This is a genomic window from Ruegeria lacuscaerulensis, from assembly GCF_013031245.1.
Classification (GTDB): Bacteria; Pseudomonadota; Alphaproteobacteria; order Rhodobacterales; family Rhodobacteraceae; genus Ruegeria; species Ruegeria lacuscaerulensis_C.
This window is the reverse complement of sequence record NZ_WPZL01000004.1, coordinates 78,523-103,218: the sequence shown is the minus strand read 5'-3', so window position 1 is coordinate 103,218 and position 24,696 is coordinate 78,523. Positions and strand designations below refer to the sequence as shown.

The 24,696-nt window shown below is 58.3% G+C and carries 24 protein-coding genes and 1 pseudogene; 9 read left to right on the top strand and 16 right to left on the bottom strand.

Going from position 1 to position 24,696, the window contains the following annotated elements; all coding sequences use genetic code 11:
- Positions 1–90: 90 nt before the first annotated feature.
- A complete protein-coding gene (hslU, locus tag GOX66_RS06940; protein ID WP_170760976.1) occupies positions 91–1,398 on the bottom strand; it encodes an ATP-dependent protease ATPase subunit HslU in 1,308 nt (435 codons plus the stop codon).
- A gap of 199 nt (positions 1,399–1,597) precedes the next feature.
- On the opposite strand from hslU, the gene GOX66_RS06935 reads away from it, so the two are divergent.
- Both GOX66_RS06935 and GOX66_RS06930 read left to right on the top strand, forming a co-directional pair.
- Entirely contained in the window at positions 1,598–1,993 is a 396-nt protein-coding gene (locus GOX66_RS06935; protein ID WP_170760974.1) for a DM13 domain-containing protein, read from the top strand.
- A 115-nt stretch (positions 1,994–2,108) separates the two neighbouring features.
- Positions 2,109–3,350 (top strand): MFS transporter, encoded by a 1,242-nt coding sequence (locus GOX66_RS06930; protein ID WP_170760972.1) that lies wholly within the window; start codon positions 2,109–2,111, stop codon positions 3,348–3,350.
- Here the strand turns inward: GOX66_RS06930 and hslV are convergent.
- A complete protein-coding gene (gene hslV / locus GOX66_RS06925; protein ID WP_170760970.1) occupies positions 3,342–3,899 on the bottom strand; it encodes an ATP-dependent protease subunit HslV in 558 nt (185 codons plus the stop codon). The two genes, GOX66_RS06930 and hslV, sit on opposite strands and share 9 nt — an antisense overlap.
- Positions 3,900–4,096: 197 nt before the next feature.
- On the opposite strand from hslV, the gene GOX66_RS06920 reads away from it, so the two are divergent.
- Positions 4,097–4,291 carry a DUF1127 domain-containing protein gene (locus GOX66_RS06920; RefSeq protein ID WP_170760968.1) on the top strand — a complete coding sequence of 65 codons (195 nt, stop codon included), beginning with the start codon at positions 4,097–4,099 and terminating at the stop codon, positions 4,289–4,291.
- A 56-nt stretch (positions 4,292–4,347) separates the two neighbouring features.
- Here GOX66_RS06920 and GOX66_RS06915 read toward each other — a convergent pair whose 3' ends face one another.
- Together GOX66_RS06915 and GOX66_RS06910 are read right to left on the bottom strand one after the other, a co-directional pair.
- Positions 4,348–4,710, bottom strand: a complete 363-nt coding sequence (locus tag GOX66_RS06915) for a Lin0512 family protein (protein WP_170760966.1) — start codon at positions 4,708–4,710, stop codon at positions 4,348–4,350.
- Positions 4,707–5,057: a Lin0512 family protein gene (locus GOX66_RS06910; protein ID WP_170760964.1), complete on the bottom strand. Its 351-nt coding sequence runs from the start codon at positions 5,055–5,057 to the stop codon at positions 4,707–4,709. The genes GOX66_RS06915 and GOX66_RS06910 overlap by 4 nt, the downstream gene beginning before the upstream one ends.
- Positions 5,058–5,282: 225 nt before the next feature.
- On the opposite strand from GOX66_RS06910, the gene GOX66_RS06905 reads away from it, so the two are divergent.
- Entirely contained in the window at positions 5,283–6,047 is a 765-nt protein-coding gene (locus GOX66_RS06905; protein WP_170760962.1) for a class I SAM-dependent methyltransferase, read from the top strand.
- A 55-nt stretch (positions 6,048–6,102) separates the two neighbouring features.
- Here the strand turns inward: GOX66_RS06905 and trxA are convergent.
- From trxA to regB, 8 genes and pseudogenes are all read right to left on the bottom strand, one after another.
- Positions 6,103–6,444, bottom strand: a pseudogene (gene trxA, locus GOX66_RS06900) (thioredoxin); the annotation flags it as partial.
- A gap of 39 nt (positions 6,445–6,483) precedes the next feature.
- Positions 6,484–9,843, bottom strand: a complete 3,360-nt coding sequence (gene addA / locus GOX66_RS06895; protein ID WP_170760958.1) for a double-strand break repair helicase AddA — start codon at positions 9,841–9,843, stop codon at positions 6,484–6,486.
- Positions 9,840–12,767, bottom strand: a complete 2,928-nt coding sequence (addB, locus tag GOX66_RS06890; RefSeq protein WP_170760956.1) for a double-strand break repair protein AddB — start codon at positions 12,765–12,767, stop codon at positions 9,840–9,842. The genes addA and addB overlap by 4 nt, the downstream gene beginning before the upstream one ends.
- Positions 12,760–13,446 (bottom strand): nucleotidyltransferase family protein, encoded by a 687-nt coding sequence (locus GOX66_RS06885; RefSeq protein ID WP_170760954.1) that lies wholly within the window; start codon positions 13,444–13,446, stop codon positions 12,760–12,762. The genes addB and GOX66_RS06885 overlap by 8 nt, the downstream gene beginning before the upstream one ends.
- The gene (locus GOX66_RS06880) at positions 13,443–14,447 is read right to left on the bottom strand and encodes an aminoglycoside phosphotransferase family protein (protein WP_170760952.1); all 1,005 of its coding nucleotides are present in this window, start codon (positions 14,445–14,447) and stop codon (positions 13,443–13,445) included. Before GOX66_RS06880 ends, GOX66_RS06885 begins: the two co-directional genes overlap by 4 nt.
- The gene (gene tsaE, locus GOX66_RS06875; RefSeq protein ID WP_170760950.1) at positions 14,444–14,917 is read right to left on the bottom strand and encodes a tRNA (adenosine(37)-N6)-threonylcarbamoyltransferase complex ATPase subunit type 1 TsaE; all 474 of its coding nucleotides are present in this window, start codon (positions 14,915–14,917) and stop codon (positions 14,444–14,446) included. Before tsaE ends, GOX66_RS06880 begins: the two co-directional genes overlap by 4 nt.
- A gap of 41 nt (positions 14,918–14,958) precedes the next feature.
- Positions 14,959–16,467, bottom strand: coding sequence for a PAS-domain containing protein (locus tag GOX66_RS06870; protein ID WP_170760947.1), 1,509 nt, complete (start codon positions 16,465–16,467; stop codon positions 14,959–14,961).
- Between the two features lie 64 nt (positions 16,468–16,531).
- Complete coding sequence (gene regB, locus GOX66_RS06865; RefSeq protein WP_170760945.1) at positions 16,532–17,929, bottom strand: sensor histidine kinase RegB; 1,398 nt, start codon at positions 17,927–17,929, stop codon at positions 16,532–16,534.
- 92 nt (positions 17,930–18,021) lie between these two features.
- Here regB and GOX66_RS06860 point away from each other — a divergent pair, with 92 nt between their 5' ends.
- Both GOX66_RS06860 and GOX66_RS06855 read left to right on the top strand, forming a co-directional pair.
- Positions 18,022–18,642, top strand: coding sequence for an SCO family protein (locus GOX66_RS06860; RefSeq protein ID WP_170760943.1), 621 nt, complete (start codon positions 18,022–18,024; stop codon positions 18,640–18,642).
- An 86-nt stretch (positions 18,643–18,728) separates the two neighbouring features.
- Positions 18,729–19,283: an ActR/PrrA/RegA family redox response regulator transcription factor gene (locus GOX66_RS06855; RefSeq protein ID WP_170711166.1), complete on the top strand. Its 555-nt coding sequence runs from the start codon at positions 18,729–18,731 to the stop codon at positions 19,281–19,283.
- Between the two features lie 20 nt (positions 19,284–19,303).
- Here GOX66_RS06855 and GOX66_RS06850 read toward each other — a convergent pair whose 3' ends face one another.
- Complete coding sequence (locus GOX66_RS06850) at positions 19,304–19,735, bottom strand: hypothetical protein (protein ID WP_170760941.1); 432 nt, start codon at positions 19,733–19,735, stop codon at positions 19,304–19,306.
- Positions 19,736–19,778: 43 nt separating this feature from the next.
- Entirely contained in the window at positions 19,779–20,372 is a 594-nt protein-coding gene (locus GOX66_RS06845; RefSeq protein WP_170760939.1) for an HD domain-containing protein, read from the bottom strand.
- A gap of 205 nt (positions 20,373–20,577) precedes the next feature.
- Between GOX66_RS06845 and GOX66_RS06840 the strand changes: the two genes are divergently transcribed.
- Together GOX66_RS06840 and ahcY are read left to right on the top strand one after the other, a co-directional pair.
- Positions 20,578–20,892, top strand: coding sequence for a hypothetical protein (locus tag GOX66_RS06840; protein WP_170760937.1), 315 nt, complete (start codon positions 20,578–20,580; stop codon positions 20,890–20,892).
- Between the two features lie 102 nt (positions 20,893–20,994).
- On the top strand, positions 20,995–22,383 hold the full coding sequence (ahcY, locus tag GOX66_RS06835) for an adenosylhomocysteinase (RefSeq protein WP_170760935.1): 1,389 nt from the start codon (positions 20,995–20,997) through the stop codon (positions 22,381–22,383).
- 63 nt (positions 22,384–22,446) lie between these two features.
- Here the strand turns inward: ahcY and GOX66_RS06830 are convergent, their stop codons facing one another.
- Entirely contained in the window at positions 22,447–23,094 is a 648-nt protein-coding gene (locus tag GOX66_RS06830) for a DUF899 family protein (protein WP_170760933.1), read from the bottom strand.
- A 187-nt stretch (positions 23,095–23,281) separates the two neighbouring features.
- Between GOX66_RS06830 and GOX66_RS06825 the strand changes: the two genes are divergently transcribed.
- Complete coding sequence (locus tag GOX66_RS06825) at positions 23,282–23,623, top strand: DUF2853 family protein (RefSeq protein ID WP_170760931.1); 342 nt, start codon at positions 23,282–23,284, stop codon at positions 23,621–23,623.
- Positions 23,624–23,832: 209 nt separating this feature from the next.
- Here the strand turns inward: GOX66_RS06825 and GOX66_RS06820 are convergent, their stop codons facing one another.
- A complete protein-coding gene (locus GOX66_RS06820) occupies positions 23,833–24,177 on the bottom strand; it encodes a hypothetical protein (protein ID WP_170760929.1) in 345 nt (114 codons plus the stop codon).
- Positions 24,178–24,696: the final 519 nt, after the last annotated feature.

The window sequence follows — 24,696 nt, the reverse complement described above, 5'->3', positions numbered from 1 at the left end:
TCCTCAGAGCCTTTTGCGCTAAGCTATCGAATTCTGGCCCCACGTCCAGCGACATGGGGCGAGATTGGCGGCGAATTCCGGCTGAACGTGTTACAGAACGTAACGGCTGAGGTCTGTCGACTTGGTCAACTCACCCAGATTGTCATTCACGAATTGCGCGTCGACCGTAATTTCAGTCCCGGCCTTGTCGGGGGCGGCAAAGGACAGGTCCTCGAACACCCGTTCCATCACCGTGTACAGACGCCGCGCGCCGATGTTTTCAATGCTTTGGTTCACATCCGCCGCGATACGCGCAAGAGCGGCGATGCCGTCTTCGGTGAAACTGACCGTGACCTCCTCGGTGCCCATCAGCGCGGTGTACTGAAGGGTCAGGGCGTTGTCGGTCTCGGTCAGGATACGCACGAAATCCTCTTCGGTCAGCGCCCGCAGTTCGACGCGGATCGGCAGGCGGCCCTGCAATTCAGGCAACAGGTCCGACGGCTTGGCGATGTGGAACGCGCCAGAGGCAATGAACAGGATGTGGTCGGTTTTGACCGGCCCGTGCTTGGTCGATACAGTTGTGCCTTCGATCAGAGGCAACAGGTCGCGCTGAACCCCCTCGCGGCTGACATCGCCACCGCGCGCTTCCGCACGGGCGCAGACCTTGTCGATCTCATCCAGAAACACGATGCCGTTCTGTTCGACCGATTCCAGCGCGACGCGGTTGACGGTTTCATCGTCAAGCAACTTGTCGGCCTCTTCCCCGATCAAAGCCTCATAACTTTCTGCGACGGTCATCTTGCGTTTGACGGTGCGCCCGCCAAAGGCTTTGCCGAAGATATCGCCCAGATTCATCATCCCCATCTGGCTGCCGGGCTGTCCGGGAATGTCGAACATCGGCATCGGGTTCGAAGTGTCGGACAGTTCCAGTTCGATTTCTGTGTCGTCCAGTTCACCCGCCTTCAGCTTTTTGCGGAACATCTCGCGCGTGCCCTCTCTGGCGTCGGTACCGGCGATGGCTTCGATCACGCGGTCTTCGGCGGCTTGATGGGCACGGGCTTTGACATCCTCGCGCATGTACTCGCGGGTCTGGATGATTGCCGCATCGGCCAGATCACGCACGATCTGTTCGACGTCACGGCCGACATAGCCGACCTCGGTAAACTTGGTCGCTTCGACCTTGATAAAAGGCGCGCGAGCCAGTTTGGCCAGACGGCGGCTGATCTCGGTCTTGCCGACGCCGGTGGGGCCGATCATCAGGATATTCTTGGGATAGACCTCGTCCCGGAGATCATCGGCCAGCTGCTTGCGCCGCCAGCGGTTGCGCAGCGCCACGGCCACCGCGCGTTTGGCGTCATTCTGTCCGATGATAAAACGATCCAGTTCCGAGACAATCTCGCGCGGGGTCAGGTCGGTCATGTGTTTTCTATCCGTTTGTTTCGCACCGGAACCTAATCATGGGGCGCGAAAACACAAGCCGATCACGCAAAGATCACGACAATACACGGGGCGCACACGGGATTTCGTAGTGTTGTGAATGGCATGTTTGAGTGCGGCTCGGTCATAAGGTTGGTGGCAGGCAAGACCGCCTGCGCAACTTCAATGGAGATCAATCATCATGATGACGCGCCGTTCGCTCTTTCTTAACGCTGCAGCTACAGGTGCGGCTTTGACCCTGGCCAGCACCACTTTTGCCGTGGCCGGTGGCCATGAGGGCCAATTCGAGGGCCGCTCCAACCATGTCACATCCGGAACCGTCAAAATGGTCAAGGATGGTGACCGCTATATCGTCGAGCTGGGGGATGATTTTTCGCTGGATGGCGGCCCCGACCCGCGCGTGGCGCTGGGCAAGGACGGCTCATATGACCCCGATACCAAGCTGGGCGCTCTGCTGCACCTGACCGGCAAGCAATCCTATGCCGTGCCGCCGACGCTGGACGTGTCGAATTACAACGAGGTTTATATCTGGTGCGAGGTCGCGGGCGTTCCGTTGGGTGTAGCAACGCTCAAGTAACCCGTGCCGGACCAAAGGTACCGAGGCCGGCACGTCCGGCCTCTGTTGCGCTGTTAGGTGACGCGGCGCATATCTGCTACACTCGTCCAAGATGTTGGAAACAGGGACGAGTTGTATGTCGAAGATTGCCAAGATCACCCTGCTGTTCGTGGTTTTTGTTGATCTGATCGGGCAAGGACTGGTCTTTCCCATCATCAACTCTCTGATCATGGAGACAAAATCAGGTTTCCTGCCGGAAGGTACTCCGCAGGGGCGACGCCACTTCTATTACGGTCTGGTGATCGGGTGCTTCTTCCTGTCCTGGTTTCTGGGGGTCGTTTATGTGTCGAAGGTTTCGGATTCCATCGGTCGCAAGAATGCTTTGCTGGTCTGTCTGGGCGGCGCGCTTGCCGGATACGCCATCACCATTGCAGCCCTGTACCTGAACAGCCTTCTGCTGCTGATCGCCGGGCGCTCTATCACCGGGTTTACCGCAGGAAATCAGCCTATTGCACAAGCCGCCATGATCGACGGCAGCACCGACGCTGCCGACCGGGATCGTAACATGGGGTATATCGTCACCGGTGTCAGCTTTGGTCTGGTGGGCGGGCCGATAATCGGCGCCGTGCTGTCGGATGCGACCCTTCTGGGTAGTGCGGCCACGTTGAAAACCCCGTTTTACGGCGCCTTTGTTCTGGTACTGGTTGCCATTTTCCTGGTTCTGTTCTTCTTCAAGGACACCCGCACCGAGCGCACCGCGTTTGTGTTCCGTCCGCGGGACATCACCGACAGCCTGATCGCCGTCCGGGGTCACCCGATGGTTATGAAAATCCTGCCGGTCTATGCGTTGTTCATGATCGCCAACGTCACTTTCTATGTGTTCGTCGACAACTTCCTGACCAGCGCCTTCGGGTACGGTGTGATCGGCGGCAGCGTGGCGATGGTGGTCATCGGCTTTGCGCTGGCGTTCTCCAGTACCTTCCTGGTCAAACCTGCACAGGAAAAGTTCAGCAAGCACGTGATCATCTACACCTCGCTGGTGGTCATGGTGATCTGCGGGTTTGCCTTTGCCTTCAGCCCCAACGGGGTACTGAGCTATTTCCCGGTCTTCTTCTTCTATTTCTTTTTCGGCGTCTCGTATCCGACCATGCTGGGCCTGTTTTCCTCATCGGTCAGCGAGGCCGATCAGGGCTGGGTCATGGGTGTGACCACCGCCGTGTTCTGTCTGGCCGGCGGGATCATGTCACTGATCGGCGGCGGGCTGATGAGCTTTGATATTCGCCTGCCCTATTACATCGTCGTAGCAACGGCCCTGATGGGCCTGATCGGGATGCATATGCGCTGGAAAGGGAAAGAGATTTCAGCGCTGCTAGCCTGAGATCGTCTCAACCGTCAGGTTGCCGTTGGTATAGACACAGATATCGGCGGCAATCGCCATGGCCTCACGTGCCACCTGTTCAGCCGACTTGTCGCCGTCCATCATCGCGCGGGCCGCGGCTAGGGCATAATTGCCGCCCGATCCGATGGCAGCCACGTTGTGTTCGGGCTCCAGCACGTCCCCTGCCCCTGTGATCACCAGCAGGTCGTTTCCGTCGGTGACGATCAACATCGCCTCAAGCTTTTGCAGGTACTTGTCGGTGCGCCAGTCCTTGGCCAGTTCGACCGAGGCGCGGGCCAATTGGCCGGGCGTTGCCTCAAGCTTGGCTTCCAGCCGCTCCAGCAGGGTGAAGGCATCGGCGGTCGATCCGGCGAAGCCCGCGACAACCTCGAAACCGCCCGGCGACAGGCGACGGACTTTGCGGGCGGTGCCCTTGATCACGGTCTGGCCCAGGCTGACCTGCCCGTCCCCGGCAATCACCACATGGCCGCCTTTCTTGACGCCAATAATTGTCGTGCCATGCCAACCGGGAAAATCGCTGTCTGCCATCAAAGCCTCCGTTATCTCCGGGCTCATATATGGGCCGGGTGCGCGATTGGTGCAACCCGTTCCAAAGCAGCCCAAAAGATATGCACAAAATGCAATTCGGGGCTGTCGAACCAGCAATTGTGAGACTCAGTGGAAAATCTTACATGAGCCTCACAACCGACACGAGGTCGGCTGTTTCAGTTAAAAGGAATGCGCAAATGGCAACTACCGCAAATATCCATGCGCCGCTCGGAGCAGCTACCATCCTGCATGTAGTGGACGCGTTCTTCGGAACATACGAAAAAGCAGTTGCGTGGAACGACTCCCGCAAGACCCGCAAGGCCCTGTCGGTCCTGAGCGATGCACAGCTGGAAGATATCGGCCTGTGCCGCGCGGATATCAAAAATATCTGATCCGCGACCCGCTCGACAACTTAGATTAGCCGCTCATCCGAGCGGCTTTTTCTTTTTCAGGACAGCTTGTACCTTCCGGACAGCTCCTCCAGGAAAGCTTCGATCGCAGCCGTGGCCACCACGTGGCGCGTTCCTGCTGCGTCATCGACAACATCCAGCCCCCCTTTGACTACACGCACCTTTGCCAGCCCCCGTGGCAGATCGGCGGTTACCTGATCGCAATCCACCTCTTCAGGCCGTTGCACACCGATTGTTACGTTAACGCGCATTTCCGAATGGTCGATTCCCAGCTTTGAAAACAACGTGATCGAGGAATGGTGCAGCGCGTCCTGCACCGCGCGCTGCGCCGCCTTGGTGTAATTCTGACCATAAAGGTCGTTCCCGGTGCCCATTTCCAGAATGATACGTTTTTCGGTCATTGTGCGGGCTCTATATCAAAGGAAACGACAAGGGCCGCGTTGGCGATAACCGTGCGGCCTTCGCTGTCTGGTTTATCGACATCCAGACCACCCTGGGTAACAGTGATGTTGGGCTGGCCGTAGGGGAAAACCGCTTTCAGCCTCTCTACATCGACCTGATCCGGCTGCTGCACGCCGATCTCCGCATCGATGATCATCGCTTCTTTCGGAAAGCCGAACAGCTCGGCCATGTTAATCGAGTTGTGCCACAGCGCGTCCTTGATCGCGCGCAATGCGGCCTCGGTGTAATCCTTGCGCCTTAGCGAGGTGCCCATGCCGAATTCCACAAGAACCCGTGTTTTTGCCATTTCTGCCTCATCTGGTTTGGAGAGGGTGCTCATATGCGGCAAGGCAACCCGATATCCTGTTCGGGTTCAAACAAAAATGCTGCCTGGAATAGGCCTTTATAACAACTGGAGCGATCATGCGTTCTGAAGACCCGGTTAGATCCAGAAGCTAAACAATACTGGTATTCCGCAATTTTGCGTGACAAGACATGTTGACCTGAAGAGATCAGCCTCAGCGGAGTTTCTATGTCCGGATCTGATATGACGACTGCCGACCGCCGGGTTTTTTTCGCTGATGTGATCAGACCTTATGATCTGGGGTACAAGCTCATCCGCGTAGGTGATTTTGGCGATGGCGGGTATCTGTTGCCCAGCGATCTGGAAGGTATCGTCGCCTGTTTTTCACCGGGCGTTTCGCGGCAATCCAGCTTTGAATTGGACCTGGCGAAGCATGGGATCCCGTCTTTTATGGCGGATGGCTCGGTTGACGAACCGATGCTGAACGTCCCGGACTCTGTCTTTGTCAAAAAGCATCTGGCCGCGGCAACGGGCGAGGATGTCATCTCGCTGCAGGATTGGATGGATCAGTTTGCGCCGACCGATGGCGACATGATTCTGCAGATGGATATCGAAGGTGCGGAGTATAACGTTCTTTCTACCCTGCCAGCCGAATACCTGAACCGCTTTCGCCTCATCGTGCTGGAGCTTCACCGCATTCCGTCGATCCTCACCAAGCCCGCTGCTTTCAAAAGGGCGCACCCTGCCCTGTCAGCCCTGAAAGACGGGTTTGTGTGCGCTCATATCCATCCCAATAATGCCTCTGGCACTGTGGACATTGAAGATGAGACATTTCCCCGAGTGATCGAGGCCACGTTCGTGCGGCGGGATCGCGCAAAACGGAAAGTCCGGTCAACGAGTTTTCCTCACGCTCTGGACAGGCGCCATCGGCCAAACGGGCCGGTTGTGAACTTGCCGCTGGAATGGATCGGACCGGAGTCAGGTGCGGACTAACCAAAGAAAAAACGGGCACCGCACAGCGATGCCCGTTGATCAGAAAACGCTCAGATCAGATGGATTCGTCGATCCAGCTTTGCAGCGCGGCCTTCGGCGCGGCACCAGCGCGGTTCGAGACGACCTGACCGTCCTTGAAGATGAACAGCGCCGGAATACCGCGCACTCCCATTGCAGCGGCTGCATTTGGGTTGCTGTCGACGTCCACCTTGGCGATTTTCACCTTGCCGCCGTATTCATTGGCCAGTTCTTCCAGAGCCGGGCCGATCTGCTTACAGGGTCCGCACCACTCGGCCCAGAAATCGACAACCACGGGGATGTCGGAATTCTTAACCTCGGCGTCAAAGGTTTCGTCGGTTACGGCTACGGTCGACATATTCTGTCTCCTGAATGGGGTAAACTCGGGAACTGAACGTAGGGTCGCGACATTCCAAGGTCAAGATATCTGGGTGCGACCCAGTGCATCCGTCACAAGATCGTGTGGCAGCCACATCAGGTCCGCCGTGCGCGTCCACAGTATGGCGGTGCGGACCTCGCGGTCGGGATAGATCTGAGACAGTGCCCGGGCATAGGCCCCCATCTGCCGCAGCAGACCTTCGGGGCACGCGAACGGGCTGTCCGGAACCATCATATTCGATTTGAAATCAACAACCTGAACGTCGACATCGGTCACGATAAGACGGTCGATCACACCATGCATCCGATGGCCGTTCAGGTCAGCCGTAACGGGCACTTCGGCCAGCGCATCCGCCGCGAAAACCGGTTGCAGATGGTCCGCCGTCAGCACGCTGCGCGCCTCATCCAGCAGCTCTTGCCGTTCCGTTTCCTGCATATCGGGCAGAATCCGGACGCCGAGCTGTGTCCATTTGTCCGAGGCAACGGACGGCAGGTGCTCGAGCAGCAGGTGCAGGCGTGTGCCACGTAGCTTTGCGGCCTCTTCATGCAATCCCGTGTCGCCGGACAGTGCCTTGGCACCACCCAGATCTGAGGGGCTGAGCGTTTCCGGAGCGGGTTCGGGTGCGGTGGCAGGTAACAGGAATTGCCGGGGCAGCGCTGTCTCGGTGACCGCAGTGCCTGCCCGTTCCGCAAGCGGAAGCGCCTCCCAATCTCCGTGTGCCAACCTCAAGGTCCCGGAACCCGGCAGCTGCGTGGCTCCGGCACGAGCCATTGCCGCCTCGACCATCTGATACCAGCTACCTCCATCCTTGCCGACATCCCCGGCAGCCCCCACGATCAACCACTTTTCTGCCCGTGTTAGAGCCACATATAGCAACCGGAGCCGTTCGTTTTCCTCCCGCTCTCTGGCATCTGCACGTGCGCGGGCGATCAGCGCCGGTGAGGCATCGGCGGGTACTTTCCAAAGGGCTTTTCCGTCACCCACCATGATCTCGGCATCGCGCGGGGCCTGCCGTTTTCCTGTGTCCGGCAAGATCACAATCGGCGCCTCCAGCCCCTTGGCGCCATGCACCGTCATCACCCGGATCATGTTGCCGACGCCGCTCATCTGCCGTTTGATTTCCAGATCGTCGGTTTGCATCCAGACCAGAAATCCTGTCAGGCTGGGAATGTCGGTACGTTCGTAAGCCAGCGCCTGCGACAACAGCGCATTGATCCCGTCTTCGGCTTCGGCACCCAGGCGACCCAGCAGCTTACGACGCCCGTCATGGCGCGTCAGGATGCGCTCGATCAGGTCATAGGGACGCAGAAAGTCGATCTGACAGCGCAGGTTGTTCAACGCGGCCGTCGTTTCGGGAAACTCCTCGGCGCGGCGCCGCAGCGCTGCCCAGAGGAATTGTTCCTCTCGCCGATGGGCCAGATCGAAAAGCTGTTGTTCGGTCCATCCAAACAGCGGAGATTTCAAGACGGTGGCCAGAGACAGGCTGTCTTCGGGCGTAGCAAGAAAGCTCAGCAGCGCGGCAAGATCCTTAACGGCCAGTTCCGCCCCCACTTTCAGCCGGTCGGCCCCGGCGATGGGCAGGTTTGCGGCCTTGCAGGCACGAATGATCTCGGCAAACAGGTCCGAGCGGCGTTGGACGAGGATCAGAAAATCCCCTGGTTGAACCTTGCGGCGCACAAATGTGCCCGTCGTTTTGCCATCTTCCGGGATTGTCTCACCCCGGTCGATCATCGTCTTGATCGACTGCGCGACCTGCTCGGCCAGAATGGTGTTGTGGTGCCGCGCGCCGGGTCGATCCACCGGATCGGTCCAATTCCCATCATCGTCCTCTTCGACCTTTTCAACCACCGGCCATAGGTCGACGCGACCGGGCAGATCGGCCTTGAACGCGCGGTGCTGGCTTTCCTTGTGAAAACCGGCATCAGCGCGGTTCTCGAACAGGATATCGACCAGAGACAGGATCGCGCTCGACGATCGGAACGAGTATTCAAGCGTGAAATCCCACAATTTAGAGCCTGATTCTGTGAGTTTTCGCCCGAACTCAGCCTGCATCAGGTCAAAGGCTTGCGGGTCGGCGCCCTGGAAAGAATAGATCGACTGCTTCTTATCACCGACGACGAATATTGTGCGCTCGACCCCCGACCGGGCCCCTTCCCCGCTGGTGAATTCCTGCGCAAGTTTCTCGACCACATCCCATTGATCGGGGCTGGTGTCTTGCGCCTCGTCCACCAGAATGTGGTCGATACCGCCGTCCAGCCGGTACAGCACCCATTCTGCCACGACCGGATCGTTCAGCACCTGCCGCGCGCGCAGGATCAGATCGTCGAAATCCAACCAGCCGCGCAGTTGCTTGCGCCGCTCGTATTCCGGCAGGAAGGCAGCGGCGAAGCGGTGCAGCACCAGCGTCTTGCGGGCGGCGACCAGCGCCAGCCGGTGTTCCCGCGCGGCCTCGATCCGCAGCATGAAGGCTTCCAACTTGGGCATGTGCCCAGCCAGCGCCCCTTCGCGCAGCGCTTTGGTTGGGAAGCTGTTGATCTTTGCCGTAAAGGGTTCCTTGGCGGATTTTCCGGTCAGAAACACGCTTTCCAAAACAGGCAAGCTGCTGATCCGCGCCTCGGTGAACGCCGCGAGCTTTGCTGCGGCCTTGGCATTGTTGCCGCCGCTTTCAGTCAAAGCAGGCAGGATCGAGCGAATCAGTTCAACCTCGCCACCCAGAAATACGCGGGCCTGCAAGGTGTCTTCGTCAAACCCGTCGGGCAGGTCGAACTGCAGCAGCAAGTCGGACCACTCCATCGGCTGCGCAAACAGGTTGCGCTTTTGGGATATGGCAGCCGTGAGCTTGTCGAACCCGGTATCGGTGACGAAATGGGCGACATCTTCGATCAATGCGGCCTGCAGGCCTTCGGCGAAATCCTCGACAATTTCTTCACGCAGCAGTGCCGCCGCTCGGTCTTCCATTTCCGAAAATTGCGGGCTGACGCCGGCTTCAAGCGGAAAGCGTCGCAGCAATGAGGCGCAGAACGAGTGAATTGTCTGAATCTTCAACCCGCCGGGTGTTTCGATCGCGCGCGCAAACAACGTGCGGGCTTGCGCAAGCCTGTCGGGGTTGATGATCCCCGGAACACCCAAATCGGTCAATTGCGCCAGCAACGGCCCATCTCCCAACATGGCCCATTCGCCCAACCGCCTGAACAACCGGTTCTGCATCTCGCTGGCGGCGGCTTTGGTGTAGGTCAGGCACAGAATGTGTTGTGGCTGAACCCCGCCCAGCAACAGGCGGGCCACCCGGTCCGTCAGAACCCGCGTCTTGCCCGACCCCGCATTGGCCGCCAGCCAGGTCGAGGCATCGGGTCGCGCGGCCTGCACCTGCCGTTCAGTTGCGTCATTGCGGGCACTCATGTCAGGTCCTCTGGCGTAGTTTCATCAGTGCGGTCCCATTCACCGAACCGGGCCAGATGATCATAATCGCCAATGTCCGTATCCTTGTGCAGCATTCGACGGGACGAGAATCCCTGATCAGGCTCTAAATAAGAGGAAATCAACTCTTTCAGCTCGGCCAGAACCTTTTCCGAAGGCTCCTTGACCAGTGGCGCGGGCACCTCTTTATAGGTCCCGCCCATGCCGATAAACACAGCCTCGGCGACGGATGTCGGGTCGATTCCTTCAATACCGCCCTGCTCGGCCATTGCGGCCTCAATCAACAATTGCTTATCGAATTTGGCCTGCTGGCTTTCGGTGGGCGGCGTCCCGGTTTTGTAATCCACGATCCGCAGGGCGCCCCGGCTGTTGCGGTCGATGCGGTCCGCCCGGCCTGCAATTGTGAAATCCAGCGGCGACAGCACCAGCTTCATTGCGGCTTCAAACGCTACTGGCCCACCATCGCCACGACGGGCGGTTTCAGCGTTCAGAAAATCATCGGCGATACATTCAAGCCGCGCCAGCCATAGCTTGCGAGCGGTAGGCCAGGCAACATGCTGATCCAAAAGGCTTTCGGCGCGCTTGAGGAAATTCTCTCGGGTCAGCAATGCCATGTCCAGCACACTGTCTTTGACGAAATGCTCCAGAATCTCGTGGATGACGATACCGCGGAGCAAGGCGTCCGGTGCCTGCACCAACGGGTCCAGAGGCTTCAGACGCAGCACATGTTTGGCGTAGATCGCATACGGGTCGCGGATCAGCCGTTTGATTTCCGTCACGCTCAGACGACGCGGACGGGTCGGGACCGGTGGGCGCGGAGACGGGCGCGGTGCGGGGTCTATTCGCGGCGCAACTTCCAATTGCTCGGACCAGCGCAGCCATTGCTGCCCGCGTTTGCGCATATCGGACAGGGCGTCGGGTCCACCCTGCCCCGGCAAGCCCTGCAACAGGTTCGTCAGCCTGTTCAGCCAGCGCGACGGCACGGTTTCCGCGTCATCGGACCGGGTCGCGCGGGTCAGCCAGACCTCCGGTGCACCGACAGCTTGTTGGAAGTCGTGTGCAGACAGGCCAATCCGGCGTTCTGGTAGCAAAAGCCCGGCCTTGTCGCGCATCTGACGATTCAGCCATGGGTCTGGCGACGCGGCTTCAGGCCAACTGCCTTCATTCAGACCGCCCAGTATAAGCAGGTCTGCACCCTGAACACGGGCTTCGAGTGTGCCCCAGATCATGATGTGGGGGTGCGGCGCGTCCCGGTCGCGAACTTCTTCACCCGCCAAAAGCGCACCCAGCAAATCGGCGAAATCATAGGCGGTCATTGGGCCGCCATGCTGCGCCTCTGCTTCCAATCCGGCCAAAACTGTCAGCGCGTTTTGGCCTGCATTTTTGTCCCAGAGCGTGCCACTTTCCCCGACGCTCCCCGCCGAAATTGCCTCGGCCAGTGTGCGTAGTCGGGCAACCCAGTCAGACAGAGGGCGCTCGCCCGCCATTTGCTGATCGCAGAAATGCCGCGTCAGCCATTGTATCCAGCCCTCGGGCATTTCCTTGCGAATGGCAAATGCGGTCAGGCTGGCGCTGTCCGGGAATGGGGGACCATGGCGCCGTAAATCCAGTTCCAGATCGCGGGTATGCAACAGATGCCCACCGCGATCGCCGCCATCGTGGCACAGCGGATTTTTGAGCAGGGTCAGCAGCGCCTCACCATCCAGACGCCGGGCGAAAAGACCTGCCACATGGCGCAGGAACCGGCCGGGCGGAGACAATTGCAACGGTAAGCCGGCGCTGTCATCGGGCAGGATATTCCACCGGTCCAGCGCAGCGCTGACCTGACGGGTCAGCATCCGGTCGGGTGTGATCAGTGCAGCGGTCTGGCCGGTCTCAGCTGCTTGCCGCAGGCGCAGGGCGATGGCGAGCGCCTCGGCACGGGGAGATTGCGCCTCGACCAACGTGAGGTCATTGGTGGCGCTGTCCAATTCGGTCAACCGAGGGCCTTCGGACATCCAGGCATCGGTGATCGGCGCCGGGCGTAATGCAAGTGAAATCAGGCGGTTACGCGCAGGTGAGGGAGGCCAATCGTTGGTCCAGTGCATGACCTGATCGGGCTGCATTTCAAGCTGGTTCATCAACTTGCGGAACCGGTATTGCGGGTGATCCTCTGAGGCCAGGGCATCATCCAATCCCCGCCAGACATGATCCGGTTGGTCGAAATCATAGCCCGGCAGGATCAGCGCCCCTTGCGGCAGGCGCGCGACAGCCTCCATCAGCATCAGCGTAGTCCCCCGCGACCCGGTAGACCCGGCAAGGATGACCGGGTGCTGCGGCGGATCGCCTTGCCAGCGATCGATCAGGTTCTCCACCACAAGTCGCTGCCGTGCCTGCGCATCCAGCGTATCGGGGCCGGAGTCGATGAAGTGATCAGCAATGCCGATGAAAGCCTGCGCGCGAGCCCAGTGGCCGGACATATCACTGACATCCAGTTGCCGGATCGCGTCGGGTGAGACACCTTCGCCCTGCATTTCATCAATAAGGGCCGCCAGACTGTCAGACAGGTCAAACAAGGATGATCGCGCCGCCAGATCAGGCTGTTGTTCCAACAATTTGGCAATTAATTGTGTCAGTTCCAGCCTGCGCCGCAGCGGAGGGATGGCGGGTGGAATTTGGGCCAGATCGACGCTTTCGCCCAGATCGGTGACCAGCGACAGGCGCGGCAACAGACAGGCCGGGCCCTGATCGAACAGATCGCGCACGCGGCGCGCCATGCGGCGGGTGTTGACGACCAGATGAACCCGCGCCAACGCCTCGGGTGGGCAATCTGCGTTGCGGTTTCTCAGCCCGTGGACCAGCGCTTTCGGAAAATCCGCGCCGGGTGGAACCGCAAAGACGCGCGGTGCGGAGCTGGGCTCAAACATCGGCAATCAACCCCTCGGCCAAAGCGATCCCTTCGGGGCGTCCGACATCGCACCAGCGGCCGGGGTATGACAGGGCGAACAAGCGGCCCTGCTTCTGCATCTGATCCCAAAGCAGGTTCAGTGAGAACGCTTTTTCCGAGAAGTTCTGCAGCCCCCCGGTCTTCATGATCTGGGCGCCCCCATAGATCAATCCGGGGCCGCGGGTGATCCGGCCATCCTCATCGGCGGTAAAATCGCCTTTCCCGGTGTGCCCGATGGCCTGGGCGGTGGGAACGCACATCATCAACGCGTCCATCCTGTCGGGGTCCCATGCCTCGCGCAGCAGGGTCAGAGGGTTTGGCCCGGACCAGATCGCATCGGTGTTCAGGGTGAACACCGGTCCCGATCCCAGCAAGGGCAGTGCAGCGCGCAGCCCGCCGCCGGTTTCAAGAATGTCTGGCTCTTCCCGCGAAATCAGTACGCCTTTGGGGCCCAGATGTGCCTCAAGCTGTTCGGGAAGGTAATGCAGGTTAGCGACCACGCGGTTGGGACGCAGGTCATCCACCAGATCAAGCGCGTGGTCGATCAGGGGCCGACCTGCGACCTCGATCAGCGGTTTGGGCCGATCTTTGGTCAACGCACCCATGCGGGTCCCGAACCCGGCGGCAAACAACATGACAGCATTGGGGTGTTGAGTCATTTCTGTCTGAGCCTGTTCAGATTTTCCGGTGTTGGGTTGGGAAGGGCGCTTCGCAGCAGATCAGCAACGTTGACCAGAGCAGGATGTTCCAGATCGCGCATCAGATGCGCCCAGGCAGCCGGGATCAGATCCACATACTGAGGTTTGCCACGTTCTGTCGCCAGACGCGCGAAGACCCCCAAAATACGCAGGTTTCGCTGCGCCCCCAGCACAGCGTAAGCTGTCCGAAAATCGTGATCATTTTCGCCTGTTGCCGCGATATAGCGGTTCAGCATCCGCATTTCGGTTCCCAGTCCCACATTGCGGCGGACGTCTTGCAGCATCGAGACGAGGTCATAGGCTGGATGGCCCAGCATTGCGGTCTGAAAATCCAGCAGGCCGACCCGCTGGACTCCCGTCCGATCCGGTAGCCAGATCATGTTTTCCGCGTGGTAATCCCGCTGGATGACCACTTTCTTTCCCGAAGTCTCCTGATGCAGAATATCGGAAAAGCGATGTTCGAACCGCACGCGCGCGTCGGCATCATGTGTCCCAAGAACCGCCTGTGCGTATGTGGTAAAGGATAGCGCGGCCAGTTCTGTCATCAGGGTAGGGTCATAGGATTGCAACGACAGGGTGGGTGCGTCGTGAAGCTCGATTAGTACATCCGTTGCGGCCTCATACAACTCGCGTTCCATCTGAGGGTGCTGCTCAAGAACACGGGCGAACAGGTCATCGCCCAAGTCTTCGAGCAGCAGGAAGCCATATTGTGTGTCCTCGGCATAAATCTCGGGTGCGCTGAGCCCGATGGATCGCAAATACTCTGCCATACGCACGAAGGCTTCGACAGGTTCGGCCTGGCCCGGAGGGGAATCCATCAATACGGCCGTCCGACCGGTCGCCGGGTCAGTCAGGCGTTCATACCGGCGGTATGAGGCATCCCCGGCCAGAGGCGCGCGGATTGCGTTGGCCCAAGGTGTTTGTGCGATCAGCGCTTCGGCCAGCACAGCGCGGTTTGTCATGCGGCGGTCTCCAGTTTCGGGGGCCATTTCGGATCGGACCAGGACAGGGTCAGATGGCGTGTATCCATTGAATTAGGGTCTGTTTCAAAAGTCAGTTTCAGGGCGGCGCCGGGAGTCAGCGGACCCAGTGCGTCCGGCCATTCGACCAGGCAGATGGCGGCGTCAAAGGCCTCGATCAGCCCCAGTTCCTCGATTTCTTCCACCGCGCTCAGCCGATAGAGATCGCAATGCCAGATTTCGCCGGCCTCGGTGTCATAGGCCTGCACCAGCGTGAACGTGGGTGAGGGGACATCCTCGGGCACCGTCATCAACGATTGGATCAGGCTGCGCGCGAAATGGGTCTTACCGCTGCCGATCTCGCCTTCGAGAAGCAGTATGTCACCGGGTCGCAATTCCGCGCCGAGCCGGGCCGCAAGATCAGCGGTTTCTTCCGGCGAATTCAGCGTGAATGAGAGGGAGTGCAACGTCATGGCGCCACAATGACCTCGCGCCCGGTCGGCTGCAACCCGGTTCAGGCGCTGATTTGTTGGATCGGATGTGAAGCCAAAGCAACGTCGTCCACCGCGAACCGAACAATCGTTGCACCGTTCTGCATGGGACTGACGGTGCATGTCAGTTTGGTACCGTTACGCATCCGAAGATCGCCCGACCACTCGGCGCGGTTGTCCCGCATCCCGACGAAGTCGCGGATTTCGCCCAGGATCGGCGATGCAGCGCAGAGTTTCTGCCAGGATCGCGTGACATCCAGAACGGAATCCGGTTCGAACCCGGCTTCGCCCGAATCGCCCCAGAGATTTTGATAGGCAAGATTTGTCAAGGCCAGCGTACCGTCATCGCCAAACACTGCGATAGCATCTGCCAGCTTGTCCAGAACGGACTGCATCAGGTCCATTTCCGAACGGAACCGCCGGGTCAGGGTGATCTCGGCGGTGATATCCTCGAACAGAAAGGCGACGGCGCCATCGGGATGGGGGCGACCGCTGACCGAATAGACCGATCCGGACGGCAGTGACCAGGTTTCCTGATAGTTTCCGTCCTCTGCCGCTTCGAGCAGGTCGTTCATCTGACTGCGCCAGCTGCGGTAATTCTTGGGCTCCGGCATCATGTGCTGGTCACGCAGCCGGTCGAAAAAGCTGGAAAGGCTTGGGCGGCAGCTCAGGAAGTCCGGGGGCAGGGTGGTCAGATCGATCAGGGCCGGGTTGAACAGCGCAAGTTGCCGGTTGCGGTCAAAAATGGCCAGCCCGATGGAGAGCTGCGCAAAGGTCTTTGTCATCGTCTGAACAAATTTGCGCTGGGCCGTTTCTGCAGCAACGATGGCATTGATATCGACGGCGTAACACAGGTGCCCCTCGGGGTGGCTGACCATAGTCAGGTCAAACCAGAGCCTGTTGTCGCTGCCGTCTGACGAGATCGAGATGCGCGTCTTCGCACTCAATCGCTCGTCCTCGTCCGAAGCGGGAAACAGCGGTGCGGTCAGATCCGTATTCTGACCCCGAACCTTGCGCACCAGCGAGACATAGGCCGCATTGCACCAGCGGACGTTATTTTGGTGGTCCAGCAGCCAGACAGGGTAGGGTGCCTGCTCCATGGCCAGGCGGATCGGGTCAAGTGCGTCGCGCTGAATCGGAGTCGGATGTTCGGTACTGTCGCGCAGCTGAACGCGGACAATGCCATCGATCCATTCGCACAAAACGTCACGCTCAACCGTGCAGTCAATGGCGGGAATGACCAGAGTGCCCGCGTGCCGAATGCGGTCGGGCGTTTCAGGAAACGTGGGGAAATCCCGCTGTAAAAGGCGGCGCAGATCGGGCCAGTCGCGAACGGCCTCAAACCCTTCAAGCGCTATGTCGGAGTGGCTGATCAGGCGGTTGCCGTCGAACAGAAACACCGTATCGAACAGCGATGCGGGCGAGGACAGGCCGAAATTGTCGCCCCTTTGCCTGCGGCGAGGCAAAAGCCATTGAACCGCCAGGCTGGCAGATACCAGGCTGATCGCGGCCAGAATGATCCAGTCGACCATGCGCTCTCCTCGGCGGAAATCACGAGCTATGACTATGCGCCTGAATGGTTAACGGGGTCTTAACTCAAACCTGGATCTGCTGGTTTGCACCCGATGGCACAGGTGTGTCGCCAATCTGGGCGTCCACAATTTTGCGTGGCCACGAAACCCGGACAATCGCCCCTCGGCGCTCGGGGTTATCAGACAGGGTTTGGTACGGGTCGGAGCCGTTGGCAAAATCCAGTTCCGCGCCGCTGCGTTCCAGCAACGTTTTTGCGATGAACAGTCCCAGCCCCATGCCTTCATACTCCGGTCTGGCTTTTCGATCGGATTCGGCCCGGCGGCGGCGCATGAAGGGATCACCAATTCTGCCAATCATCTGTGACGGATATCCACGCCCGTCATCCATGATTTTTACGGTAATCTGATCGGTGGTCCATTCGGCCTCGACCCAGACATTGGAGCGGGCGAAATCCACCGCGTTCTGAATCAGGTTACGCAGCCCATGGATGATCTCGGGCTTGCGCAGGATCGACGGCTGCTGCACATCGCCGTCCTCGGCCGGACCTTCGGCAAAGTGAACAGTCTTGCCGCGATGGATATGCGGTTCGGCTGCTTCATGAACGACCGTAGACAAGGGTGCCTGCCGCAAGTGCAGGTCGTCCTTACCGGCCCGGCCCATATCGCGCAGAATATCGCGGCAGCGGTTGGCCTGTTCGCGGATCAGGGCGGCGTCTTCCTTCAGGTCGGGCCGGTCGTCCAGTTCCTCGATCAGTTCGGAACTGGTCAGCTTGATCGTGGCCAGAGGTGTGCCCAGCTCATGCGCGGCGGCGGCGACCACACCGCCGAGATCGGTCAGCTTCTGCTCGCGGGCCAGCGCCATATGCGTGGCTGAAAGTGCTTCGGACATCGATTGCACTTCGGAGCTGACACGGTGGGAATAAGCGCCCAGAAAGACGATGGCGATCACGATAGCGGCCCAGTTGCCGAACAGCAGGATATCCGGGATGACCAGATCAACCCCCACGTCAGTGCGCAACGGCAGATGAAATTCAGCCAGCAGGGTGGTCAGAACAATTGCGACGCCGCCAATGACCATGGTCGACCGGGTGCTCATGACGCTGGCCGAGATAGTCACAGGACCGACCAGCAACAACGCAAACGGGTTGTTCAACCCGCCGGTCAGGTACAGCAGGATAGTCAGTTGCAACAGGTCGAACAGCACCATCAGGAAGTTTTCGAACTCGGACAGGCGCTTGTTGCGGGGAAACAGCAGGATGGCGGTCAGATTGCCCATGACCGAAACGCCGATGGCCAGATAGCACAGAGTAACATCCAGCTGGACGCCATAGGTGCGTTGCGCGACGGTGATGGCGGTGATCTGGCCGATGATGGCCACCCAGCGCAACAGGATCAGCGTACGCAGCCGAATCCAGCTGCTGCGTTCCTGACCGCGCCATAATGTGATGTTGGAATTTGCCATCGGTCTATTATGTCCTGTTGCATCGGCTGATCATCTTGATAGGTGTCCCGGCCGAAACGATCAACAACCCCTCTCATGTCAGGATTGATGTCATGGTCCGTCTTTATGCCGTCCTCGCAACCGTTGTTCTGGCCGTGGGCCTGGGGGCCATGTGGCTGCTGACGCGCGGCTCGGGGGCAAACGACAAGTTCGCGCAATGCCGGTCAAGCCAGATCGCGGGTGGCGCAGCGGCCATCGGTGGTCCTTTCGAACTGGTCAACGGCAATGGTGAGACAGTCACGGACAAGGATGTGATCACCGAACCGACACTGGTTTACTTCGGCTACACCTTCTGCCCCGATGTCTGCCCCTTCGACATGTCCCGCAATGCCGAGGCCGTGGATATTCTGGCCGAGCGCGGACAATCGGTGACGCCGCTGTTCATCTCGATCGACCCCGACCGCGACACACCGGAAGTGGTCGGCGACTATGCGTTCAACCTGCATGAACGCATGATCGCGCTGACCGGTTCACCCGAACAGGTCAAGGCGGCAAGCCAGGCCTATAAGACCTATTATAAGGCGCATGACAAAAGCGACGAGTTCTATCTGGTCGACCATTCGACCTTTACCTATCTGGTCACACCCGAGGACGGGTTCATCGAATTTTTCAACCGCGACGACACCGCCGAACAGATGGCCGACAAGGTCGGGTGCTTTTTGGACAAGCTCTAAGGCGCAACGGGTTATTTGACCTTTGGAATGGCGCTGCTATTACTCATGTTTAAGCCAGAGGCAGGAAATAGCGGAAAGAACAGAATATGGCGGACAGCTCTGAACTCGACATCGGCCCCGATAAATCACTGTTGTTGGTGGATGATGACGAGCCGTTTCTGAGACGCCTGGCCAAGGCCATGGAGAAACGCGGGTTCGAAGTTGAAACCGCCGGTTCCGTTGCCGCGGGTCGCGCCATTTCCACAGCCCGCCCCCCCGCCTATGCCGTCGTTGACCTGCGCCTGGAGGATGGCAACGGGCTGGATGTGGTCGAGGTTCTGCGCGAGAAACGCCCCGACAGCCGGGTAGTGGTTCTGACCGGATATGGCGCAATTGCCACCGCTGTTGCAGCGGTCAAGATCGGTGCGACCGATTACCTGTCTAAACCCGCCGACGCCACTGACATAACCAACGCGCTGCTGGCCAAGGGCGACGAACTGCCGCCGCCACCAGAAAACCCCATGAGTGCGGACCGCGTCCGCTGGGAACATATCCAGAGGGTCTATGAGCTGTGCGACCGGAACGTTTCCGAGACAGCGCGTCGCCTGAACATGCATCGTCGGACCTTGCAACGGATATTGGCGAAGCGTAGCCCGCGGTAAAACTTCTGGCTGAAATAGTCTTAAGAGTGTTCGTCCTTGTAGACAGCCGAAAGGTAATCCTGGCCGACGGAATCGTACCGTACCTTCGCCCAAAGACCGATGAGCATTTCTTCTTCGGAAAGCTCTCTCTCATAGATATTGGTTGTTTTTACTTTCCCGTCAGGCAGTTCTTCGTCTAGTTCCCAAGTCTTAGGAGTCAGGTCGGAAAACCGCAGGTACATGAGAGCGAAGACAACCAAATGCCTCTTGCCAATAGAAAAGGCATAATCTTCGATTTCTTGGACAGTGGATTGAGTTGCGGAAAAACTTGACCCTTTTGCAGCCTTTTCTAGTTTTACAAACAATCCGAATAAATTTGGGTCTTTAAAAGTGACCCGACCTTCTTTGGTTTTATCGGCCCCGTGAGTAATAAGTTTGCTTCTTACAGCTTGATAAATGGATGTTTCATTCATTCAGATTCTCTTTGTTTGGATACGCAACCAGAAGCAAAGTGTTTCAGCACGCCGCCAACAGTTCGCCATGCCGCGCCATATATGCCTCTCGGACCTCAACCGGCGGGCGCAAGGTAATCTCCAACCCCTCCATCACCGCTTTGTCCGGGCGACCAAAGAACTTTGTCGCTTCGGCCTCGGAAAACCCGGCAATCTGGGTCGCCTCCATCCAGGCGCTGATCTTGTCGGCCTTTTTGATCTGCCGCTTCACCGTTTTCGGCACCGCAGCAGGCAGGCCGAACCGGATGTGGATCGCTGCCGCCAGACGGTCATCCAGCGCGCCGTAATCCGGACCGACGGCGGATTTCACCGGCGAGATCATATCTCCGATCACATATTCCGGCGCATCATGTAACAAAGCCGCGAGCCGCCATTTCACCGGTGCATTGGGTGCAATCCGGCCAAAAAGCTCTTCGACCAGCAGGGAATGCTCGGCCACGGAATAGGCAAAATTCCCAGCGGTTTGGCCGTTCCAGCGGGCCACAAAAGCCAATCCGTGGGCAATATCTTCGATTTCGATGTCCACCGGCGTCGGATCCAGCAAATCCAGCCGGCGACCCGACAGCATCCTTTGCCACGCTCTGGGTTGTGTTGCCATTATGCCATGCCTTGTGAAGTTGAACACGTAAGTTTCGCGTTTTTGTGGTATGATGTACCTGTCGATATCACCAGCTGCCAACTTTTTCTTGAGCATTCGTGCTTTGAATCGACGCCTGGTGATACCGACATTTGTACTGAGGGGGGTGCATGCTCCTCCCGGTGTGCCCCTCTCGGAACGTAACTCGTATCGAAAGGAGCTAGCTATGTTTAAGCGAATATTTGGAATTGCACTGGCCTTTGGAATGGCCGCCACCGCCCCCCCTGCATTTGCCAAAAGTTGCGCACAGCGTGAGCATGTCATTGCCAAGCTGCAGGACAGCTATTCGGAAGAGCTGACCTTTGGCGGATTGCAAAAAACGCGCGGCGCGCAGGCGATCATGGAGGTCTGGACCTCGAAGGAAACCGGAAGCTACACGGTTCTGGTGACCCAGGCGAACGGCATTAGTTGTATTGTCGCCGTTGGCACAGATTTTTTTGAAGCGATCCCGAAGATTAAACTGAAGGGTCAGCCCAGCTGATTTTAGCGACGGAATCTCCTGTTTCCGGCCATCCGCGTTGCCACCTGCCCCGAGGAATGCTAGGGGCATCCCGGACTGTGATTTACCGGAGTGGAGTACCTGATGGCCGGGGACTATATAGTAAAAGACATTTCGCTGGCCGGGTTTGGCCGCAAGGAACTGGATATCGCCGAAACTGAGATGCCGGGCCTGATGGCTCTGCGCACCGAATACAGTGAAAGCAAGCCGCTGAAAGGTGCGCGCATCGTAGGTTCGCTGCACATGACCATCCAGACGGCTGTACTGATCGAAACGCTGGTGGCGCTGGGCGCGGATGTGCGCTGGGCATCATGCAACATTTTCTCAACCCAGGACCATGCAGCGGCAGCGATTGCCGAGGCTGGCATCCCGGTCTTTGCCATCAAAGGCCAGACGCTGGAAGAGCATTGGGATTATCTGGACAAATCCTTCCTGTTCGAAGACGGCCCCAACATGATCCTGGACGACGGCGGCGATGCGACGCTGTACATCCTGCTGGGCGCACGCGCCGAAGCGGGTGAGGACATCATCCCGGTTCCGTCTTCGGAAGAGGAAGAGGTGATCAAGGCGCAGATCAAAAAGCGTTTGGCCGCATCCCCCGGCTGGTTCACCAAGATGCGCGAACAGATTCAGGGCGTGTCCGAGGAAACAACCACCGGCGTAAACCGCCTGTACCAACTGGTGAAAGACGGCCAACTGCCATTCCCGGCAATCAACGTGAATGACAGCGTCACCAAGTCGAAATTCGACAACAAATACGGCTGTAAGGAATCGCTGGTTGATGGCATCCGTCGCGCCACCGACACGATGATGGCCGGTAAGGTCGCCGTGGTCTGCGGCTATGGTGACGTGGGCAAAGGCTCGGCCGCCTCGCTGCGCGGCGCCGGTGCCCGTGTGAAAGTGACCGAGGTCGACCCGATCTGCGCCTTGCAGGCCGCAATGGACGGATTTGAGGTCACGCTGCTGGAAGACGAAGTTGCCAGCGCGGACATCTTCATCACCACCACCGGAAACAAGGACGTGATCCGCATCGAGCATATGCGCGAGATGAAGGACATGGCCATCGTTGGCAATATCGGCCACTTCGACAACGAAATTCAGGTCGCCAACCTGAAGAACCACAAATGGACCAACATCAAGGAACAGGTGGACATGATCGAGATGCCCACGGGCAACCGCATCATCCTGTTGTCCGAAGGTCGTCTGCTGAACCTCGGCAACGCCACCGGGCACCCGTCTTTCGTGATGTCGGCCTCGTTCACCAACCAGGTTCTGGCCCAGATCGAGCTGTTCACCAAGGGTGATGAATACGAGAACAAGGTTTACATCCTGCCCAAGCATCTGGATGAGAAAGTGGCACGCCTGCATCTGGATCGCATCGGCGTGAAACTGACTAAGATGGACAGCGAACAGGCCGCTTATATTGGCGTTAAGCCCGAAGGTCCGTACAAGCCGGAGCATTATCGTTATTGATTTCCGCGGTTAGCGGAATCGGAGCGGCGGCCAACGCGGCCGCCGTTTTTTTGTGTCTGGCCCCTAGCGCAGGGACGGAAAGAAATCACTGCGGCCCTGTGGCGTGAAATCCAATATGTTCCAAAGCGGCCATGCCGCATCTATGTGCCGTGGATGCCAGTCGCTGGGTTCGAAAAACAGCTCGGAACTCCAGAAGTGATGAACCCCATCCTGATCACGCTGAAAAACGTTCAGGATTGGCAACTGGCTTCCGTCCTCACCTTCGGCCAGATAGTCGCGTTGATAATCGGTGCCGAGCGCCGAATAGAGCGGCAATTCACTCCACCCCATCCGCGTCTTCAGGTCAGACAGTTTCCCGGGCGTGTTCTGGGCAACGACGGCAAAGCTGATCTTTTGCGAAATATGCGCGATCTGCCCGTTCAATCCGTCAAGGAAAGCCGAGCACATGGGGCAGGGTAAATCCGCATTTGGCCCGTACATCAGAGAATAAACCGCCAAGGTGTCATGAGGGCCAAACAAAGAAGAGAGAGGAGCATCTGCGCCCTGAAGGGTTCTGAATCCATAGTCTTGAGGCACCATGCCGCCTTTGGGAAGACCGCGTCTTAAGCTGGCTACTTCTTCAATCTTTGCTCGCAGGTCTGCTTCGGCGGACAGCAAGCTGTTTCGCGCAACTCTGTATTCCGGGCTTTCGTTTGGCAGGGAAACGGTCATGGTAATCTCCTGATCTTTTATTTAACAATAATGTTAAATAGAAAAATGGCAGAAATCAAGCCTGAACAAGCGCGGGGACAAGGTTAGGGGGAAAGCCGCAAAATTTTCCCTTTGTACAAATTCCACTGACCATTACCGTATTTAGGTGACGGATTGACCAGAAACGAACCCAAATCAGGAGACAACAATGGGAAAACGCGACGAGTTGATCGCTAAATATGCGGAAGACCTGAAGTCCAAATGTGGAATGGACGCTGATATGGACCTGTTGACCAAAGTCACGATCGGCTGTGGTCCTGCGATCTATGACGCTGACGCGTCAACCGTGGCCGCCAGCCAAGAGGGTGAGCTTGAAACGGTCAAGAACAATTTCCTAATCAAAAAGCTGGGTCTGTCAGATGGTCCTGAGTTGATGGAGGGTATCAACAAAGTACTGGAAACCTATGGCATGTCCGAGCGCAACAAGTATCGCGCGGTTGTCTATTACATGTTGACCAAACAATTCGGCAAAGAGTCGGTCTACGGCTGATCCCGATAACAATTTTTTTTAGCGCCCGTCGGATCGCCGGCGGGCGTTTTCAATTTTAAGCACTTGGTGTTTGTGCTGACCCGGCCTGATCGGTTAGTGTCAAAATGTGACCAGGACGGTCAGAACCAAAGATTTCTATACGCGTGTGGTGAGTTGGGAGCACGCGGGGTAGGGAAGGTTCTGCATCTGTCAGGGCCTTCCCGAAATTTCTACCGAAGTTCGTCCAGAAGCCGGGCGATAAACACGTCAAACTGGTTCGGTTGGCCTCTCAAGTTCCTTTTCTGGCCAGAACTTGCGCCATTCCCAGCCAGATAAACCTCGAGTCGACCGGGCCGTGTTTTCGTTGCGGAGTTGGTAAAGTCGCGGGAAATTCCACCCAAAGCACCAGCGGCCAACATGGCTTCTTCCGCGTCACCCGGGTGATAGTAGCGCACCTGGGTTTCCTTGACTGAAAACCCCACCCGAGCCGTCGCCACGACCGACGCCCTGCCACTTGTCAGAACGTCCAGCGCATTGTCACTTGCTTCGGCCGATACTTCCACAGGCACGAACAAGGACACCTCTATGGCTGGGCCACGCACCGATGACGGGAGAGGCTTAACTTCGGAGAGTGACGACGGTACGGGCACCGGAGGCGCTGGCTCGTTGAACGCAAAGCTACCAGAGACGGGTTTTTGCACTGGCAATGGGTCCGGCTGGCCAGATCTGGTGACTTTGCCTGGAGGGCTGAGCGCCAAAAATGGATCCGGGCGTAGGCCGACAGTTTGAAATTGAAAGCTCAGACCAGAAGGTGCAGTTCCGATAGCGGTTGGCGGTAAAGCTTCGCTTGGGATCACCTTCGCGATTGCCATTTTTTTTTGCGCAGATATCGCAGGGTTCTGCTGCCATCCCGCCGCAATTTGAGAGGATGCCAATCCCAGAAAAACGCCACACAGCAAGGACGCCAGGGCGAGAATGCTGGCGCTGGTCTTTCTTGTCTTCCGAGGTTCCGAAGCACGATTTTCTGCACCGAAATGGTCCTCAGAACGCTCAAATTCAGTGTCTGGCGGCGCGTAAAGTGCCCCATTGACAAG

Coding starts and splice junctions, on each gene's coding strand:
- hslU (WP_170760976.1), bottom strand. CDS start 1,398: ATGACCGACCTGACCCCGCGCGAGATTGTCTCGGAACTGGATCGTTTT.
- GOX66_RS06935 (WP_170760974.1), top strand. CDS start 1,598: ATGATGACGCGCCGTTCGCTCTTTCTTAACGCTGCAGCTACAGGTGCG.
- GOX66_RS06930 (WP_170760972.1), top strand. CDS start 2,109: ATGTCGAAGATTGCCAAGATCACCCTGCTGTTCGTGGTTTTTGTTGAT.
- hslV (WP_170760970.1), bottom strand. CDS start 3,899: ATGGCAGACAGCGATTTTCCCGGTTGGCATGGCACGACAATTATTGGC.
- GOX66_RS06920 (WP_170760968.1), top strand. CDS start 4,097: ATGGCAACTACCGCAAATATCCATGCGCCGCTCGGAGCAGCTACCATC.
- GOX66_RS06915 (WP_170760966.1), bottom strand. CDS start 4,710: ATGACCGAAAAACGTATCATTCTGGAAATGGGCACCGGGAACGACCTT.
- GOX66_RS06910 (WP_170760964.1), bottom strand. CDS start 5,057: ATGGCAAAAACACGGGTTCTTGTGGAATTCGGCATGGGCACCTCGCTA.
- GOX66_RS06905 (WP_170760962.1), top strand. CDS start 5,283: ATGTCCGGATCTGATATGACGACTGCCGACCGCCGGGTTTTTTTCGCT.
- addA (WP_170760958.1), bottom strand. CDS start 9,843: ATGAGTGCCCGCAATGACGCAACTGAACGGCAGGTGCAGGCCGCGCGA.
- addB (WP_170760956.1), bottom strand. CDS start 12,767: ATGTTTGAGCCCAGCTCCGCACCGCGCGTCTTTGCGGTTCCACCCGGC.
- GOX66_RS06885 (WP_170760954.1), bottom strand. CDS start 13,446: ATGACTCAACACCCCAATGCTGTCATGTTGTTTGCCGCCGGGTTCGGG.
- GOX66_RS06880 (WP_170760952.1), bottom strand. CDS start 14,447: ATGACAAACCGCGCTGTGCTGGCCGAAGCGCTGATCGCACAAACACCT.
- tsaE (WP_170760950.1), bottom strand. CDS start 14,917: ATGACGTTGCACTCCCTCTCATTCACGCTGAATTCGCCGGAAGAAACC.
- GOX66_RS06870 (WP_170760947.1), bottom strand. CDS start 16,467: ATGGTCGACTGGATCATTCTGGCCGCGATCAGCCTGGTATCTGCCAGC.
- regB (WP_170760945.1), bottom strand. CDS start 17,929: ATGGCAAATTCCAACATCACATTATGGCGCGGTCAGGAACGCAGCAGC.
- GOX66_RS06860 (WP_170760943.1), top strand. CDS start 18,022: ATGGTCCGTCTTTATGCCGTCCTCGCAACCGTTGTTCTGGCCGTGGGC.
- GOX66_RS06855 (WP_170711166.1), top strand. CDS start 18,729: ATGGCGGACAGCTCTGAACTCGACATCGGCCCCGATAAATCACTGTTG.
- GOX66_RS06850 (WP_170760941.1), bottom strand. CDS start 19,735: ATGAATGAAACATCCATTTATCAAGCTGTAAGAAGCAAACTTATTACT.
- GOX66_RS06845 (WP_170760939.1), bottom strand. CDS start 20,372: ATGGCAACACAACCCAGAGCGTGGCAAAGGATGCTGTCGGGTCGCCGG.
- GOX66_RS06840 (WP_170760937.1), top strand. CDS start 20,578: ATGTTTAAGCGAATATTTGGAATTGCACTGGCCTTTGGAATGGCCGCC.
- ahcY (WP_170760935.1), top strand. CDS start 20,995: ATGGCCGGGGACTATATAGTAAAAGACATTTCGCTGGCCGGGTTTGGC.
- GOX66_RS06830 (WP_170760933.1), bottom strand. CDS start 23,094: ATGACCGTTTCCCTGCCAAACGAAAGCCCGGAATACAGAGTTGCGCGA.
- GOX66_RS06825 (WP_170760931.1), top strand. CDS start 23,282: ATGGGAAAACGCGACGAGTTGATCGCTAAATATGCGGAAGACCTGAAG.